This window comes from Staphylococcus sp. GDY8P57P (assembly GCF_017892585.1).
In the GTDB taxonomy this organism is placed as follows: domain Bacteria; phylum Bacillota; class Bacilli; order Staphylococcales; family Staphylococcaceae; genus Staphylococcus; species Staphylococcus borealis.
In genome coordinates, this window is record NZ_JAESLK010000009.1 from 38,050 (window position 1) to 55,570 (window position 17,521).

15 protein-coding genes are annotated in these 17,521 nt (G+C 34.3%); 3 read left to right on the forward strand and 12 right to left on the reverse strand.

Annotated elements, in window-relative coordinates; translation table 11 throughout:
- Positions 1-8: 8 nt before the first annotated feature.
- Positions 9-1,466 carry an Asp-tRNA(Asn)/Glu-tRNA(Gln) amidotransferase subunit GatA gene (gene gatA, locus KA878_RS04030; RefSeq protein WP_053030385.1) on the reverse strand — a complete coding sequence of 486 codons (1,458 nt, stop codon included), beginning with the start codon at positions 1,464-1,466 and terminating at the stop codon, positions 9-11.
- A 1-nt stretch (position 1,467) separates the two neighbouring features.
- Positions 1,468-1,770 carry an Asp-tRNA(Asn)/Glu-tRNA(Gln) amidotransferase subunit GatC gene (gene gatC, locus KA878_RS04035; protein WP_011275356.1) on the reverse strand — a complete coding sequence of 101 codons (303 nt, stop codon included), beginning with the start codon at positions 1,768-1,770 and terminating at the stop codon, positions 1,468-1,470.
- A 464-nt stretch (positions 1,771-2,234) separates the two neighbouring features.
- Here gatC and putP point away from each other — a divergent pair, with 464 nt between their 5' ends.
- The gene (gene putP, locus KA878_RS04040) at positions 2,235-3,773 is read left to right on the forward strand and encodes a sodium/proline symporter PutP (protein WP_075108572.1); all 1,539 of its coding nucleotides are present in this window, start codon (positions 2,235-2,237) and stop codon (positions 3,771-3,773) included.
- A gap of 60 nt (positions 3,774-3,833) precedes the next feature.
- Here the strand turns inward: putP and KA878_RS04045 are convergent, their stop codons facing one another.
- The 10 genes from KA878_RS04045 to KA878_RS04090 all read right to left on the reverse strand — a co-directional run bounded on the left by KA878_RS04045 (position 3,834) and on the right by KA878_RS04090 (position 15,307).
- Positions 3,834-5,039, reverse strand: a complete 1,206-nt coding sequence (locus tag KA878_RS04045) for a CamS family sex pheromone protein (RefSeq protein WP_193839149.1) — start codon at positions 5,037-5,039, stop codon at positions 3,834-3,836.
- 12 nt (positions 5,040-5,051) lie between these two features.
- Positions 5,052-7,055, reverse strand: a complete 2,004-nt coding sequence (gene ligA, locus KA878_RS04050; RefSeq protein ID WP_075108570.1) for an NAD-dependent DNA ligase LigA — start codon at positions 7,053-7,055, stop codon at positions 5,052-5,054.
- Positions 7,056-7,058: 3 nt separating this feature from the next.
- Complete coding sequence (pcrA, locus tag KA878_RS04055; RefSeq protein WP_053030389.1) at positions 7,059-9,251, reverse strand: DNA helicase PcrA; 2,193 nt, start codon at positions 9,249-9,251, stop codon at positions 7,059-7,061.
- Positions 9,248-9,943: a heptaprenylglyceryl phosphate synthase gene (gene pcrB, locus KA878_RS04060; protein ID WP_193839148.1), complete on the reverse strand. Its 696-nt coding sequence runs from the start codon at positions 9,941-9,943 to the stop codon at positions 9,248-9,250. Before pcrB ends, pcrA begins: the two co-directional genes overlap by 4 nt.
- A gap of 280 nt (positions 9,944-10,223) precedes the next feature.
- Positions 10,224-10,526: a YerC/YecD family TrpR-related protein gene (locus tag KA878_RS04065; RefSeq protein WP_011275350.1), complete on the reverse strand. Its 303-nt coding sequence runs from the start codon at positions 10,524-10,526 to the stop codon at positions 10,224-10,226.
- 93 nt (positions 10,527-10,619) lie between these two features.
- On the reverse strand, positions 10,620-11,915 hold the full coding sequence (gene purB, locus KA878_RS04070; RefSeq protein ID WP_193839147.1) for an adenylosuccinate lyase: 1,296 nt from the start codon (positions 11,913-11,915) through the stop codon (positions 10,620-10,622).
- A gap of 269 nt (positions 11,916-12,184) precedes the next feature.
- Complete coding sequence (locus KA878_RS04075; protein ID WP_070855045.1) at positions 12,185-12,355, reverse strand: NETI motif-containing protein; 171 nt, start codon at positions 12,353-12,355, stop codon at positions 12,185-12,187.
- The gene (locus KA878_RS04080; protein ID WP_053030392.1) at positions 12,336-12,941 is read right to left on the reverse strand and encodes a DUF2179 domain-containing protein; all 606 of its coding nucleotides are present in this window, start codon (positions 12,939-12,941) and stop codon (positions 12,336-12,338) included. Before KA878_RS04080 ends, KA878_RS04075 begins: the two co-directional genes overlap by 20 nt.
- 82 nt (positions 12,942-13,023) lie before the next feature.
- Positions 13,024-13,845, reverse strand: coding sequence for an ammonia-dependent NAD(+) synthetase (gene nadE, locus KA878_RS04085; protein ID WP_075108567.1), 822 nt, complete (start codon positions 13,843-13,845; stop codon positions 13,024-13,026).
- Complete coding sequence (locus KA878_RS04090) at positions 13,838-15,307, reverse strand: nicotinate phosphoribosyltransferase (RefSeq protein ID WP_075108566.1); 1,470 nt, start codon at positions 15,305-15,307, stop codon at positions 13,838-13,840. Before KA878_RS04090 ends, nadE begins: the two co-directional genes overlap by 8 nt.
- Positions 15,308-15,485: 178 nt before the next feature.
- Here KA878_RS04090 and KA878_RS04095 point away from each other — a divergent pair, with 178 nt between their 5' ends.
- Together KA878_RS04095 and KA878_RS04100 are read left to right on the forward strand one after the other, a co-directional pair.
- Complete coding sequence (locus tag KA878_RS04095; RefSeq protein ID WP_193839963.1) at positions 15,486-16,553, forward strand: nitric oxide synthase oxygenase; 1,068 nt, start codon at positions 15,486-15,488, stop codon at positions 16,551-16,553.
- Between the two features lie 29 nt (positions 16,554-16,582).
- A complete protein-coding gene (locus tag KA878_RS04100) occupies positions 16,583-17,383 on the forward strand; it encodes a prephenate dehydratase (RefSeq protein WP_075108564.1) in 801 nt (266 codons plus the stop codon).
- Positions 17,384-17,521: the final 138 nt, after the last annotated feature.

The following is a 17,521-nucleotide window of genomic DNA, read 5'->3' on the forward strand; positions in this document are numbered from 1 at the left end:
TCCACTCCTTATAATTTTTCATATGCGTCATGTAAGTTGAATTGTGTTTCATATTGATATGCCACACGATATAACGTCTTTTCATCAAAAGGTTTACCGATAAATTGTAAGCCGATTGGTCTACCGTTTGATTGCCCACAAGGAACAGAAATACCTGGTAAACCAGCTAAGTTAACAGGTGTAGTTAATAAGTCATTAGCATACATAGTTAAAGGATCATCAATTTCATCACCTAAGTTAAATGCAGTCGTTGGTGCTGTTGGTCCTACAACTACGTCATAGTTTTCAAATACTTTATCAAAGTCATTTTTAATCAATGTTCTAACTTTTTGTGATTTTTTATAGTATGCATCATAATATCCAGAACTTAACGCGAAAGTACCTAAGAAGATACGGCGTTTAACTTCAGCTCCAAAACCTTCAGATCTAGACATTTTATATAATTCTTCTAATGTTTGAGCTTCTTTAGAATGGTAACCATAACGAATACCATCAAAGCGAGCTAAGTTTGCTGATGCTTCAGATGACGCAATAACATAATATGATGGAATACCATATTTAGTATTTGGAAGTGAAACTTCTTCAACTTCTGCACCTAAAGATTTAAGTGTCTCAACTGCATTCTTAACAGCTTCTTTAACATCTTCATTGATACCTTCACCTAAATACTCTTTTGGTAACGCTACTCTTAAACCTTTAATATCTTTACCAATATCTGACGTGAAGTCAACGTCTTCAACTGGTGCACTTGTAGAGTCATTTCTATCAACGCCAGAAATCGTTTCTAAAACGATAGCGTTATCTTTAACATTACGTGTAATTGGTCCTATTTGATCTAGTGATGATGCAAATGCAACTAATCCGAAACGTGAAACACGTCCATAGGTTGGTTTCATTCCTACGACACCACAATATGCTGCTGGTTGACGAATTGAGCCACCAGTATCTGACCCTAAACTAAACGGTACTAATCCCGCTGCAACTGCTGCTGCTGAACCACCAGATGAACCACCTGGTACAGCTTTATGATCGAATGGATTAACTGTTTGTTTAAAGTATGATGTTTCTGTAGAACCACCCATAGCAAACTCATCCATGTTAAGTTTACCGATTAAAATGGCATTTTCATCATGTAATTTATTCATTACAGTTGATTCATAAATAGGAACAAATCCTTCTAACATTTTACTTGCACATGTTGTTTCCACGTCTTTAGTAATAATGTTGTCTTTGATTCCCATTGGAATACCAAACAATTTACCTTCCATTTGGCCTTTTGCTTGTAATTCATCTAATTCTTTAGCTTTTTTAATTGCATTATCTTTATCTAATGCTAAAAATGATTTAATTGTAGGATCCGTTTCTTCAATTGCATCATAGATGTCTTTGACAACTTCTGAAGGCTTAATCTCATTGTTTTTAATCATTTCTGATAATTTTTCAACTGATTCATAACGAATACTCATCTTAAGCTTCCTCCTCATTCATGATAGCTGGTACTTTGAATTGACCATTTTCTGTCTCTTTAGCATTTTTTAATGCAAGTTCTTGAGGAATGCCCTCGATTGCTTCATCATCACGTAACACATTTTGTAAATCTAATACGTGATACGTTGGTTCAATACCTTCTGTATCTGCTGTATCATTTTGCTTAGCAAAATCTAAGATACTTTCAAGTGTATTAGCCATTTCTTCAGTTTCTTCTTCAGAAATTTGAAGTCTTGCTAAATGTGCTATATGTTCAACCTCTTCGCGTGTAACTTTAGTCATTTATTAAAAGCCTCCTTATTACTCATTCATCATAAAATTGTATCAAATTTTCACTTAAAAATCTAAATATTTATTGAATCAACACTACGGTAAACCATTGTGAATGGTTCATTGATAGAAAAACAAGATCTTTTTGCACCACAAATGATGTAACTCAATTATAATTTTCGAGATATATGTGGTCTATATTTTGCATTTAAGGACATTAAACATTTAAATATTCACATCAAACACAATAAGATTGTTAAATTTCACTTTTTAAAAACCCTTTATTATTAAGTGTTTAAAGTGTTTTTCTTTTTAAAAATAAAAATTAACACTTCTCTAAACCATTCATCACATTGTATAATATTACATGTAACTAAATTAATTAAAAAGGTTGCATACATATGTATTTAAAATTTATCAAAGTTTATTGAACATCTATGCATCTACTTCATTAAAATCAAAGGGGGTATTTCTATATGCTTATTTTAGGAGCAAGCTTGCCTAGTCAAGTGAATACCAATTGGCAAACATACATAATGATTGCGGTTTATTTTATTATTTTGCTTATTATTGGTTATTACGGCTACAAGCAAGCTACGGGTAACTTAAGTGAATATATGCTTGGTGGTCGAAATATCGGACCATATATTACAGCATTATCTGCCGGTGCATCAGACATGAGCGGTTGGATGATTATGGGGCTTCCAGGTTCAGTCTATAGCACAGGCTTATCAGCAATTTGGATAACAATCGGACTTACATTAGGTGCCTATGTCAACTACCTTATTGTGGCACCAAGATTGAGAGTGTATACAGAAGTGGCAGGCGATGCAATCACCCTTCCTGATTTCTTCAAAAATCGACTTAATGATAAAGAAAATATTATTAAAATTATTTCTGGTTTAATCATTGTAGTATTCTTCACATTGTATACTCACTCTGGCTTTGTATCGGGTGGTAAGCTGTTTGAAAGTGCATTTGGATTAAACTATCACTTTGGATTACTACTCGTTGCTGTCATCGTGATTGCCTATACTTTCTTCGGAGGTTACTTGGCTGTATCGATTACCGATTTCTTCCAAGGCGTCATTATGTTAATCGCGATGGTTATGGTTCCTATCGTTGCTATGTTGCAACTTAATGGTTGGGATACTTTTTCTCGAGTAGCTGAAATGAAACCAACGAATATGGACTTATTTAGAGGTACGACTACACTTGGTATTATTTCTCTATTTGCTTGGGGTCTAGGTTATTTTGGTCAACCTCACATCATTGTAAGATTTATGTCTATAAAGTCACATAAAATGTTACCTAAAGCACGTCGATTAGGTATTAGTTGGATGACTGTTGGCCTACTAGGTGCTGTAGGCGTTGGTTTAACTGGTATTGCGTTTATACCAGACAATCACGTTAAGATGGATGATCCTGAAACGTTATTCATCATTATGAGTCAAATTTTATTTCACCCGTTAGTAGGTGGTTTCTTATTGGCTGCCATTCTTGCAGCAATTATGAGCACGATTTCATCACAATTATTGGTTACTTCAAGTTCCTTAACAGAAGACTTCTATAAATTAATTCGTGGTGAAGAACGCGCAAAATCACATCAAAAAGAATTCGTATTGGTTGGTAGACTTTCTGTATTAGCGGTTGCCATTGTTGCTATCGCAATTGCATGGTCTCCTAATGACACAATTCTGAATTTGGTTGGTAATGCTTGGGCAGGCTTTGGCGCATCTTTCAGTCCATTAGTATTATTCTCACTTTACTGGAAGAAGTTAACTCGAGCTGGTGCGATTAGTGGTATGGTAGCTGGTGCGCTCGTGGTCATTATTTGGATTGTATGGATTAAACCTCTAGCTGGTATCAATGAAATTTTTGGCATGTATGAGATCATTCCAGGTTTCTTAGTTAGTGTTATTGTTACCTATGTTGTTAGTTTGTTAACGCAACATCCTGGTGACTTTGTTGAACGAGACATTGAGAAAGTTAAATCAATTGTTCGTGAAAAATAGCATGATTATATTAAAAACTACGGATAGCCTATCATTTAGGCATTATCCGTAGTTTTTTAATTAATTATTATAAATATGAACTTGAGGTTCTTTGTCCTCTTTAGATTTACTAATTAGAGCTCTTGGCGTATTGCCATCTTTAATGCGAATTTCATAACTATCGATATTATCAAAATATTTCTGCGCTTGTTCTGTAACATACTGCGTAATACCAATCGTCTCAGCTTGACCATAGTAATCAATCGGTAAGTCTATTGTTAATTGGGTTGGTTTCTTACCTTCAAATTTCACTTTACCTACTGCTTGCGTAAAATTAGTAAAGTAAGATTGTAGATTATTATTGAATTGCTTGAAATTATTATTTAAATTCTCATTATACTTTTCAGCTGTTGATGAAGGTAAGAGTGCTGAAACTTGATCAATTTTATTCCATTTATTAATTTTAGTTTGGTCATCATCCACTGTAGTATTGGCGATGAATTCACCTGGAGTAATTGAATTTTGATCTGATTGTTTATAAATCGCAAAATGAATAGGAATATCTTTAAGGTCATCATTGGCTCTTAATCTCGTTAAGATTTCGGATGCCATTTGTTTACCTTGTTTTTCAATTTCCTTATCATCAAGTTCTTTACTATAAGTTTCTCCATCTTTTTCTTTTTGATAGTAATAAACACTATTCATGGCTAAACCAATTGTCATACCTTTTATATTTTTGCCTTTAGTATCACTACTATCATAGAAATCTTGTTCAAGTATGTTAGATAAATACGCAGGTGATTGTTCTGCGATTTTTTCTGGATCATCCTCACCTTTATGTGATGGATTCAAACCTAAATTTTCACTCGCATTGTTTGATTCCTTCTCTTTATCACTCATCTTATCTATTTCTTTTTTAGTGTATTTAGGATTTAAGTAACTATTAATTGTATCTTTATCTAAATATTGACCGTCTTGATATAGATAGTCGTCAGTTGGAAAGACATCTTTACTTAATTTCAATAAACCACTTTCAAAATCATCACCATTGTAGCTATTTGCCATATTATCTTGTAATACGCCACGCGCCTTGCTTTCTTTAAATGGCAGAATCGTACGGTAATTATCACCTTGTACATTTTTATCTGTTGCTATTGTCTTAACATTATTTGAGTCTGATTTTGTTTCTTGCTTATTTACAGATTGATTATTTTTATTATCATTGTCATTGCCACATGCCGCTAACAGCACAAGCGACGTTAAAATTAAAAATAGGGTCCGCTTCATTGCCGTTCTCCTCTAACTTGATATTTCATTTTGTTTTGCCACAAATTGTTCTTCTGTCCAAATTTCAGTACCAAACTTTTCAGCCTTAGTTAATTTAGAACCAGCATCTTCACCCGCAATTACTAAATCCGTATTTTTTGTTACACTACTTGTAACTTTCGCACCTTGTAATTCTAACCAAGCGGATGCTTCTTTGCGTGTTAACTGTTGTAATTTTCCTGTTAAAACGATGGTTTTATCTTTAAAATCAGGGTGACCTTCTATGTCCGACGTCTTAATTCCATTATAAACCATATTGACATCTTTGTTTTTTAATTTTTCAATCAATGCTTTTATATCTTCATTTTCTAAATAAGTCACTACTGATTGTGCCAATTTATCACCAATGTCATGTATACTAATAAGTTCCTCTTCGGTCACTTCAAGCAAACGATCCATTGTTTCATATTTCTCAGCTAAAACTTGACTCGCTTTTACACCTAGATGGCGAATACCTAAACCAAATAGCAAATGCTCTAATGAATTGGCTTTAGCATCATCAATAGCTTTAAGTAAATTGTCTACTTTTTTAGAACCCATGCGCTCTAGTGGTAATAAATCATCTTCAGTTAAGTAGAAAATGTCAGCCACATCTTTAATCACTTCATGATGATAGAGTTGTTGGATTATTTTTGTGCCTAAACCATCTATATTCATTGCCTGACGTGATACAAAGTGAATTAACCCTTCAACTAGTTGTGCTTGGCACTTTGGATTAATACAACGTAATGCAACTTCACCCTCGATTCTTACCAATTCATGACCACAACTTGGACAATGCGTAGGCATAGAATAAGGTGACGTACCTTCAGGACGACGCTCCGTGATACTTCTTACAACTTCTGGAATGATGTCACCAGCTTTTTTAACTACGACGCTATCTCCAATTCTAATATCACGTTCACGTATTAAATCTTCATTATGTAGTGATGCTCTAGAAACTGTTGTTCCAGCAACACGTACTGGATTGAGAATTGCCGTTGGTGTCACAACGCCTGTTCTACCAATACTTAACTCAATATCTTGTAATGTTGTAACTACTTCTTCTGCTGGGAACTTATATGCAATAGCCCATCTTGGAGATTTCTGTGTGTATCCCATTTCATCTTGTTGCTCTATGTCGTTTACTTTTATTACAATACCATCAATATCATAAGGTAGTTGTTCACGTTGATTTGTCCATTTTTCTATGTATGCTAATACACCTTCAATATCATCAACACGTGCACGTTCATGATTTGTCTTAAATCCTAAGCGATCTAACTCATCTAACGCACCACTTTGAGTGGTTGCTTTAAAATCTGTAAAATCATTAACACTGTATAAAAATACGCTCAATTTACGTTTAGCAGCTAGTTTCGGATCGAGTTGTCTTAATGAACCTGCTGCAGCATTACGTGGATTCGCAAATGGTTGTTCATCATTTTTTTCTTTTTCTTCATTGAGTCTTATGAAAGAACTACGTGGCATATAAGCTTCACCACGCACTTCAAAACTAAGCGGCTCATTAATTTTCAATGGAATCGCATGTATGGTACGTAAATTTTCAGTGATATCTTCCCCTGTCGTTCCATCACCTCGTGTCAAACCTTGAACGAAACGACCATCTACATATTTGAGTGATACAGCTAGACCATCAATTTTCAATTCACACATATATTCAACTTTACCAACTTGTTCACGAATACGTTGATCAAATCGACGCAGCTCTTGCTCGTTGAAAGCATTACCTAAACTTAACATTGGTGTATCATGGTTCACTTTCTCGAACGATGATTGCACCTCTCCACCTACACGAACGGTAGGTGAATCAGGTGATTTTAATTCAGGGTGTGCTTCTTCAATATCGATTAATTCACGTAATAATTTATCGTATTCACTATCAGGTACAGAAGGATTATCTTGTACATAATATTCATAGCCATATTGATTCAATAAATCATGTAACGCTTTCACACGATTTTGGATATTGTCCATACATTAATCCTCCTTTTTCTCGATTGGCGCAAATTGTGCTAAGAGACGTTTAGGCCCCTCTGATTTAAATATAATGTCCAATTCAACAGAACCATTTTTCTCATTGACATTGCTTACCATGCCTTCGCCCCATGCTTTATGAGTCACTTTATCTCCAACATTCCAGTCAGAAGCTGAAACTTGTTTTTTTGATGATGTAGTACGTTTGCTAAATCCACGTTTAGGTTGTTTTGATGTTTTAGGCGTAATCGTTTGACGTTGTTGCTTAGCTGGCGTTTCTAATAAATCTTCAGGAATTTCACGTAAGAATCTTGAAGGCATATTAGATTGTGAACGACCGTACAACATACGGGATGTCGCATGCGTAATATACAATACTTCTTCAGCTCTAGTTATGGCCACATAACAAATACGACGTTCTTCCTCCATTTCATGGTCGTCATCACTCTTAATTGCACGAATATGAGGAAATAGTGATTCTTCCATTCCCATTAAGAATACGACTGGGAATTCTAATCCTTTCGCTGAGTGCATTGTCATAAGTGTTACGCCATTTTCAATTTGCGCTTCATCAATATCCGCCACTAATGATAAATCTGTTAAAAAGTTAATAAGTGATTGTTCTTCTAAAGGGGTATTCTCTTCATAATCTTTTGGTACGGACATAAACTCATCGATATTCTCTAATCTACTACGTGACTCTATCGTTTGTTCACGTTCAAGCATGTCTCTATATCCTGATTTATCTAAGATTTCAACAACAATTTCACTTACTTCTAAAAATTCCTGTTCTTTGATTAAGTTTTGAATCAGTTCATAAAACTTAATACATTCTTGCGTTACCTTTTTCGAAAGACCAATAAAGTCTACTTCTGCCAAAGCATCAAACATACTAATATTATTATCCATCGCATAGCGTTGAATTTTCTCAACAGATGAAGGGCCAATGCCGCGTTTAGGCACATTAATGACACGTTGTAAACTGATATCGTCATTACTATTGGCAACTATTCTTAAATAACTTAGTAAGTCTTTGATTTCTTTACGGTCATAGAACTTTTGACCACCAACCATCGTATAAGGAAGATTAGATTTCATAAATGTTTCCTCTAAGACACGTGATTGAGCATTTGTTCGATAAAGTATTGCCATATCACTATAATCTTTTCCAGCTTTACGGTGCTTCATAATTTCTCTAACTACATATTCAGCCTCATCACGTTCTGTCATTGCTTCATAGTATTTGATTTTTTCGCCACCTGTATTTGCTGTCCATAACCCTTTTGGTTTTCTCTCTGAATTATGTTTGATGACCTCATTGGCTGCAGTTAAAATCGTCTTAGTCGAACGATAATTTTGTTCTAAAAATATTGTTTTAGCATTAGGATAATCTTCTTCAAATGATAAGATATTTTGAATATCTGCACCTCTCCAGCCATAAATAGACTGATCTGAGTCACCAACTACGCAAAGATTTTTGAATTTACTAGCTAATAACTTCACTAAAGTATATTGCGCTTTGTTCGTATCTTGGTATTCGTCTACATGAATGTATTGGAATTTGTTCTGATAGTATTCAAGTGCATCTGGAATACGTTCAAATAGCTGAATTGTCTTCATAATCAAATCATCAAAATCAAGTGCTTCATTACGCGTCAATTGACGTTGATATCCACTATAAACCGTAGCAACCATTTGTGAATGGAAATCATTCGCCTCATTAATTGCATCTTCAGGTGTTTTGAGTTCATTCTTCAAATTACTAATTGCACCAATAAACATTCTTGGTTCAAAACGTTTACTGTCGATATTTTCATTTTTTAGGACATCTTTAATGACAGATTTTTGATCGGTTGGATCAATAATTGTAAAATTACGTTCAATGCCTATTCTATCTGCATCACGTCGCAATATTCTTACGCACATAGAGTGGAAGGTAGACATCCAAATCACTTGTGCCTCTTCACCTACTAATTGTTCAACACGTTCTTTCATTTCTTTAGCGGCTTTATTAGTAAAAGTGATCGCTAATATATTGTAAGGAGAAACGTCTTTTTCATCTAATAAATAGGCGATACGATGCGTTAACACTCTCGTTTTACCTGAACCAGCGCCGGCCATAATTAACAATGGACCTTCTGTCGTTCTTACCGCTTCACTTTGCTCTTTATTCATATGATCAACTAATGAATTCATTTATTAGACTCCTTTTTTATTTTTACTGTTTTTATCGCTTTTTTAATGTCTTCATAAATAATATTACCTACTACAATAGTGTCTGCATGTTGTGACATTTCTCTAGCTTGTTCAATAGACGTAATACCACCGCCATACACCAGTTGCGTATTCGTTAATAAACGTGATGCAGCTTCAACCGTCGCAACATCACCATATTCTCCACTATATTCAATGTACATCATTGGCAATTTATACATCTCATTAACCATTTGTGCATATGCCTCTACATCTTCAATATCTAAATTCGTATTAGCCTGTGTTAGTTGTGCTACTTTACTATTTGGATTAAGCACGAGATAACCTTCTAACACAACTTCATCAAAATTAACCATAAAACCGAATTGTTTCAAGGCTTGATGCATTATCCCGTTATGATATGTCGTATCCTGACTATTTAACACTGTAGGTACAAAATAAAAATCAAAGCCCGGAATAATACTTTCAATATTAGATATTTCAAGAACTAATGGTAATGGATATCTTCTTACTCTACTCATCAAATGAATGACATTATCTTCAGTAACATTATCTGTGCCACCAATCATGATAGCATCTGTATTTGACATACATAGTGTATCTAAATCGTTATCACTAATTTCTTTTGCAGGATCTAATTTGAACACATGTTGCCACGCTTTAATGTCATACATAATCCCTTAACTCCTTTTTTTAACATACACCAAATTATATCATTTTTAGGGTGCCAATTCTAAATAGAATCATTGGAATTTATACAGTTTATAAGGAAAACAAATTATAATTATTTGCAGTTACACTTGTGAAAAAAATTAATTTTAAACCTATATTTATAAACAGTTATCCCTTCGCATTGAACGTACAGATAAAATGCTCCCTCCAAAACATTCATATGAATGACCGTTTCGAAGGGAGCAATTCACGTTATAACTTTGCGTTTAACGTTATGATATATTATTTTTTCGTTTCTATATTTAGTCGTTCCAAAATCATCGTATACGCATCATTACCCCATTGTAATGAACGTTTCACTCTGGAAATTGTTGCTGTTGAGGCGCCAGATTCCTTTTCGATAGTAGCATAGGTATAGCCCTGTTTAATCATCTTAGCAACTTGTAGTCTTTGAGATAACGATTGAAGTTCATTAACAGTGCATAAATCATCAAAGAATTGATAACATTCTTCTCTATTTTCAAGTGTAAGAATTGCATCAAAAAGTTCATCTAACGCTTGTCCTCGTAATTTCTCTATTTGCATCTCAAACAACCCCTATAATCCGTTTTCAATATACTCTCATTTTAACGCATTAAATAGTTAAAGTGTAGTATTTTAAATGAAAACAGTCACTTATTATTCTAATCCTGCACGTTTGAAAATAGTATCAACTTGATTTAAATGGTGTTCAGGGTTGAAACATTCATCTAATTCATCTTTAGAAAGTACATTTGTAATCGTTTCATCTTTCTCTAACAATTGACGGAAAGGTGTTTTCGTTTCCCAAGATTCCATCGCTTTAGGTTGTACTTTATCATAAGCTTCTTCACGAACCATGCCTTTATTGATTAATGCTAATAATACACGTTGTGAGAAGATTAATCCGAATGTTTTATCGATGTTATTTCTCATATTATCTTCAAACACAGTCAATCTATCTACAATGTTTGTAAAACGATTTAATGCATAATTCAGCGCAATTGTAACATCTGGTAACATGATACGTTCAGCTGAAGAGTGAGAGATATCACGTTCATGCCATAATGGCACATTCTCGTATGCAGTAGTAATATACCCTCTGATTACTCTAGAAATACCTGTGATATTTTCTGAACCAATAGGATTACGTTTATGAGGCATTGCTGATGAACCTTTTTGGCCCTTTGCAAATGCTTCTTCAACTTCTCGTGTTTCAGTTTTTTGTAAATTACGAATTTCGACAGCAAATTTTTCAAGTGATGTAGCTATTAAAGCTAACGTAGCGATATAGTATGCATGACGATCACGTTGTAATGTTTGTGTTGAAACTGGTGCTGTATCAATACCTAAGTGTTCACATACATAGTGTTCTATTTCAGGTGGAATATTAGCAAACGTACCAACTGCGCCACTCATTTTACCCACTTCAATTTCTTTTCGAACTTCTTTGAATCGTTTTAAATTTCGTTTCATTTCAGTGTACCACAATGCCATTTTAACACCGAACGTCGTTGGTTCTGCGTGTACACCGTGAGTACGCCCCATCATCAATGTATATTTATATTTTTTTGCTTTTTGTTCTAAAACATCTATGAAACGCTCAATATCTTTTTCTATAATTTCGTTAGCTTGTTTAATTACATAACTTAGTGCTGTATCAACGACATCTGTTGAAGTTAAACCATAGTGTACCCATTTACGTTCTTCACCTAAAGTTTCTGAAACTTGTCTTGTAAAAGCAACAACATCGTGACGTGTTTCTTGTTCAATTTCTTGTGCGCGTTGCACATCAACTTTAGCGTTCTGTCTTATCTTTTGTACATCTTCTTTAGGAATGTGGCCTAATTCACTCCAAGCTTCACAAGCTAAGATTTCAACCTCTAACCAAGCTTCGTATCTGTTTTGATCAGTCCAAATATTTGCCATTTCTTCTCTTGAATAACGATCAATCATTTCTAATCTCCTATTCTATGTATAAAATTTATAATTCAAAACTGTACATTAAACGTAAATTATCTAAAATAGTTCGTCTTTAAGACTTCAATTTTAGTTTAACAGATTATATATCAAATGTATAAATCTTTTTTTACAAACTTAGTATAATAGATTTCTTTTAAATAATACACTCATCTATTAACAATAGAACTATAAAAAGAGTGAAAAGAAGTTTTGAACACCCTTCTTTTCACTCTTATTCAAGCTATATTTCATTAATTTTAATATTAAAGTTTCTTACCAACAAATTGAATATCTTGTCTTAGAACAACGATATTACCCTCTTCATCTTCAGTATATATTGGTTTTTCAATTCGTTTAACTGGCATATACCCTTCTTCACGCATACGTGATAGACATTCTGAGATGGTTTCATTGTCATTTACTTTGAATTTCATCATGTTCCACAACACTTTCAATTTCTTCAACTTCATATGCTTTAACTTTTCGAGTACGAACACCTTTCGTCCAGAAGCCACCATGAATCGCTCTAGGTTCATACGCTATGATGAATGCTTTCGCATCTAAATTGCGCACTGTTTCCATTAATTTACGTTCATAACGTCTTGGCGTTAATATTTGCATTACCATTCGACTACCATCACGACCGTGTGCTGCGTAGTGTGTAACACCATAACCTAAATTTCTCAATTCATTTGGTAAATCAATCTCATACTCCGATGATGTCACGTTTACTACTGTATAACCCAAAGCGAGTTTTTCTTCGATTTTCATTCCAACTAAAATCCCTATAGAGAAACCAAACGCATAAGCAAAAATATTTTGAATTTGGTCTAAACTAGACATCACCATACCAAGACCAACTACATATACTAATACTTCAAGGAAGCTGACTGCCGCCGCCATATAACGATACCCTTTTAACGTTAATATCGTACGCATAGTTAAAAATGTGACGTAGAAAACGTTGATAACGAATATCGCTAATACCATTGACCATGGATTTGAAGTTATCACTGACATACTAATCCCCTTTTCTTACATGGATATCTAAAATCGAAATAATTTTATCAGTGAATGTTTATTTTGTCACTAGTAAATGTTTTTAATTTTTTGGCCAAGTGTAACGTGTATATGCTAATTCACGTTTATGGGCATTTTTGATATAGTGATTTTCAATCGTATCACGTGCTTCGCTTGACACGTCCTTGCCTTCTAAATAATCATCTATTTCATCATACGTAACACCCAATGCTTCTTCATCAGGTAGTTGAGGTTTATCATCCTCTAAGTCTGCTGTAGGGATTTTTTCGTATAAATGTTTTGGTGCATCTAAATATTTCAATAATTGTCTTCCCTGTCTTTTATTCAGACCGAAGATTGGCGCAATATCGGCAGCACCATCACCATACTTCGTATAGAATCCGGTAATATTTTCAGCTGAATGATCAGTTCCTATGACGATGCCACTTCGATTAGATGCAATTGAAAATTGAACTTTCATACGTTCACGGGCTTTTTCATTACCACGTTGAAAATCTGTTAATGTAATGCCGGCTTCGCTTAACGATTGAACACTTTGATCAACAGCTGGTTTAATGTTAACGGTTATGATTTCATCAGGATGAATAAAGTCTAGCGCGTCTTCGACCTCTTCAGCATCTTTTTGAACACCATAAGGTAATTTCACAGCGATAAATTGACACGCTCGCCCTTCTTTACGTAATTCCTCAACCGCTATCTGTGCCAATTTACCAGTCAACGTTGAATCTTGACCACCGGAAATGCCTAATACTAAAGATTTAATAAATGAATGTGATTGTACATAATTTTTTATGAATTGTATAATGTCACGCGTCTCTTGTTCACTATCAATCGTTGGTTTCACTTTCATTTCTTTGACTACGATATCTTGTAAATTAGTCATTGTCCTCCTCCATTTCTTTCACGTGTTCTGCAACTTCAAATATACGTTTATGTTTGTTATCCCAACAAGCAGTACTTAAATCAACCGGATATTCTTGAGGATTTAAATAGCGTTTATTTTCATCCCACAATTTAGATAGCGCATGCTTAGAATAGTCTTGTGCTTCTTTTTCACTCGGTAATTGATAAACCAATTTACCATTTTCAAAAATGGAGTGATGTAAATCAATCGCCTCAAAGTGTTTAATATGTTTCATTTTGTATGTGTGAACTGGATGGAACATTTTTAAAGGCTTCTCTGTATTAGGATTTTCATGTTCTAACGTAATATAGTCGCCTTCAGCTTTACCTGTTTTTGTATTAATGATGCGATATACCTTTTTCTTACCTGGTGTAGTTACTTTCTCAGCATTGTTAGAAAGTTTGATTCGATCAATATATTGACCGTTATCATCTTCAACTGCTACAAGCTTATACACTGCACCTAAAGCGGGTTGATCATAACCGGTAATCAATTTAGTGCCTACACCCCATGAATCAACTTTAGCGCCTTGAGATTTTAAACTCATAATTGTTTGTTCATCTAAGTCATTAGATGCAATAATTTTAGCATCTTTGAATCCCGCTTCATCTAACATTCTACGTGCTTCTTTAGATAAATAAGCAATATCACCAGAATCTAAACGTATCCCAATGAAATTGATTTTATCCCCTAATTCCTTAGCCACTTTAATCGCTGTAGGCACACCGGATTTCAATGTATGGAACGTATCTACTAAGAAAACGCAATTTTTATGACGTTCTGCATAGATTTTAAACGCCTTATACTCATCACCATATGTCTGAACGAGTGCATGTGCATGCGTACCAGAAACAGGTATACCAAATAATTTACCTGATCTCACATTACTCGTAGAATCAAAACCGCCAATATAGGCAGCACGTGCCCCCCATAGTGCTGCATCCAATTCTTGTGCACGTCGTGTTCCAAATTCCATTAAAGTATCATCAGGTGCAACTTGACGGATTCGACTTGCTTTAGTTGAAATTAACGTATGGAAGTTAATTATGTTTAATAATACTGTTTCTATAAGTTGTGCTTGAATTAATGGTGCTTCTACTCGAAGTAATGGCTCATTACCGAAGCACAATTCACCTTCTTGCATTGAACGTATATTACCAGTGAACTTTAAGTTCTTTAGATAGTTCAAGAAATCATCTTTATAACCAATCGACTGTAAATACGCAATATCAGAATCACTAAAATGAAAATGTTCTATAAATTGAATTACTCTTTTTAATCCATTAAATACTGCATAGCCACTCTCAAAAGGCATATTTCTAAAATACAAGTCAAATACTGCATTTCGTTCGTGAATACCATCATTCCAATAGCTTTCTGCCATATTAATTTGATACAAGTCATTATGTAACATTAAACTGTCATCTTCGTATCGATACACCACAATCTCTCCTAACGATGTTTTAGTACATTTTATCATAATTCATTAGAAGTGCGTATTCACATCTAATTGATACTTTTAAAATAAAAAATATATCAATTAGACAAATTCGTGACAATATATGTAATTGAATGAGTTAATTGATTGTCTAGATTATAATATGAACCGAGGTGGTCTTATGTTATTAGAAGAAGCGAGACGTTTTATCGAAACGATGTATCACGAACTTAATTACAATGCATCGCAACGCGATAATAGATTAAAAGAAATAGAAGAAGAGATTCAATATACAGGTACATATACACATACGTTTGACGAATTAGCGTATGGTGCAAAACTTGCTTGGCGTAATTCTAATCGTTGTATTGGGCGCTTATTCTGGGATTCTCTCCATGTAGAAGATGCAAGAAACGTTGACAATGAGCTTGATTTTATTAATGCTATCAACCATCATCTAAAACATGCAACGAATGATGGTAAAATCAAACCATATATAACGATTTTTTCACCTGATCAAGCACCACGTATATTTAATAATCAACTTATTAGGTATGCAGGCTATGAACATTGTGGTGATCCATTTGAACGAGAAGTAACACAATTGGCCGAACATTTAGGATGGAAAGGTGCAGGCACAGACTTTGATGTACTACCACTCATTTACCAGTTACCTAATGATTCAATTAAACTATATGAGTTACCCCATGAATTAGTAAAAGAAGTTAATATAGAACATGATCAGTACCCAAAATTGAAACAACTAAATTTAAAATGGTACGGTGTTCCTATCATTTCGAATATGGATTTAAAAATTGGTGGTATCACGTATCCAACTGCTCCATTTAATGGGTGGTATATGGTAACTGAAATTGCAGTGCGCAATTTCACAGACCCTTACCGTTATAATTTACTTGAAAGTGTTGCAGAAGCGTTTGAATTTGGTACACTTAAGAATAATTCTTTTAATAAAGATCGAACGCTAGTTGAATTAAATTATGCAGTGTATCATTCATTCAAATCTCAAGGTGTCTCAATTGTAGATCATCTAACTGCATCTAAACAATTTCAATTATTTGAAGAAAAAGAACACGCACATCATCGTGATGTTACAGGAAAATGGTCATGGTTAGCACCACCACTTTCACCAACCCTAACTTCAAACTATCATCATGGTTATAATAATGAAATCAAGGATCCTAATTTTCACTATAAGACATCACAGTCAATGAAGTGTCCGTTCCACTAGTGTTCAATCATTCGAGGTGATGAACAAAGATGCGTTTATATTATTTAGGCCCTAAAGGGACTTTTTCATACTTAGCAGCTAAAACTTATTTATCAGAGGAAGAGGTTACATATTCTCCTAAATCCAATCTCTATGAGGTAATTAAAGCAGTTAACAGTCATAGCAATGCTGTGGGTATCGTCCCTATTGAAAATTCAATTGAAGGAACAATTAATATTGTTGCAGATGCGCTTGCACAAGAAGACATTTATGCTCATGGTGAAATTCATTTAGATATAAATTTTGGCCTATACGCGCTTAAAGGTACTTCACTGGAGGATATTGAAAAGGTATATTCTATCGCACCTGCGATTAGTCAGACCAGCCAATATATACACCGACATCATTTCTTATATGATTACGTCGACAGTACAATACAAAGTTTGGAGAAAATCGATACACATGTTGCTGCTATTGCGCCACTAGGTAGTGGCGAAGCATATGGTTTCGAACCAATTGATGCACACATTCAAGACTATCCGCACAATGTTACGCGTTTTTTAGTTGTTAAAAGTGATGAACACTATAGTGAAACAGCTTCTAGCACGTTGTTATTAATCACACCGAAACATGACAAAGCTGGCCTATTAGCTAGTATACTTAATACTTTTGCATTATTTGATATTAATTTATCATGGATAGAATCTAGACCGCTTAAGACGCAACTAGGAATGTATCGTTTCTTTGTTCAAACCGATATAGGTAAAAGTGAAGCACTTGATAAAGTTATTTCAATTTTAGAAACATTGGACTTCAGTGTTAAAATTATAGGCGCATTCAATCGCCAATAGAAATTAGGAGTGGGCCTGGGACATAAATAATATGATTATGCTATTTTGCAAATTCGCAGTAGCTGACTGAACTGAAAATGCGCTTAAATCAAGCTTTTTTCAGTTCTAGTCATCCTTGCGGGCGGGGCCCCAACAAAG

Bases quoted from the DNA above. Each gene is read 5' to 3' on its own strand.
- KA878_RS04095 (WP_193839963.1), top strand. From the start codon at position 15,486: ATGTTATTAGAAGAAGCGAGACGTTTTATCGAAACGATGTATCACGAA.
- gatA (WP_053030385.1), bottom strand. From the start codon at position 1,466: ATGAGTATTCGTTATGAATCAGTTGAAAAATTATCAGAAATGATTAAA.
- ligA (WP_075108570.1), bottom strand. From the start codon at position 7,055: ATGGACAATATCCAAAATCGTGTGAAAGCGTTACATGATTTATTGAAT.
- purB (WP_193839147.1), bottom strand. From the start codon at position 11,915: ATGATTGATCGTTATTCAAGAGAAGAAATGGCAAATATTTGGACTGAT.
- KA878_RS04065 (WP_011275350.1), bottom strand. From the start codon at position 10,526: ATGCAAATAGAGAAATTACGAGGACAAGCGTTAGATGAACTTTTTGAT.
- pcrA (WP_053030389.1), bottom strand. From the start codon at position 9,251: ATGAATTCATTAGTTGATCATATGAATAAAGAGCAAAGTGAAGCGGTA.
- pcrB (WP_193839148.1), bottom strand. From the start codon at position 9,943: ATGTATGACATTAAAGCGTGGCAACATGTGTTCAAATTAGATCCTGCA.
- KA878_RS04045 (WP_193839149.1), bottom strand. From the start codon at position 5,039: ATGAAGCGGACCCTATTTTTAATTTTAACGTCGCTTGTGCTGTTAGCG.
- gatC (WP_011275356.1), bottom strand. From the start codon at position 1,770: ATGACTAAAGTTACACGCGAAGAGGTTGAACATATAGCACATTTAGCA.
- KA878_RS04075 (WP_070855045.1), bottom strand. From the start codon at position 12,355: ATGAAATTCAAAGTAAATGACAATGAAACCATCTCAGAATGTCTATCA.
- nadE (WP_075108567.1), bottom strand. From the start codon at position 13,845: ATGACTAATTTACAAGATATCGTAGTCAAAGAAATGAAAGTGAAACCA.
- putP (WP_075108572.1), top strand. From the start codon at position 2,235: ATGCTTATTTTAGGAGCAAGCTTGCCTAGTCAAGTGAATACCAATTGG.
- KA878_RS04100 (WP_075108564.1), top strand. From the start codon at position 16,583: ATGCGTTTATATTATTTAGGCCCTAAAGGGACTTTTTCATACTTAGCA.
- KA878_RS04080 (WP_053030392.1), bottom strand. From the start codon at position 12,941: ATGTCAGTGATAACTTCAAATCCATGGTCAATGGTATTAGCGATATTC.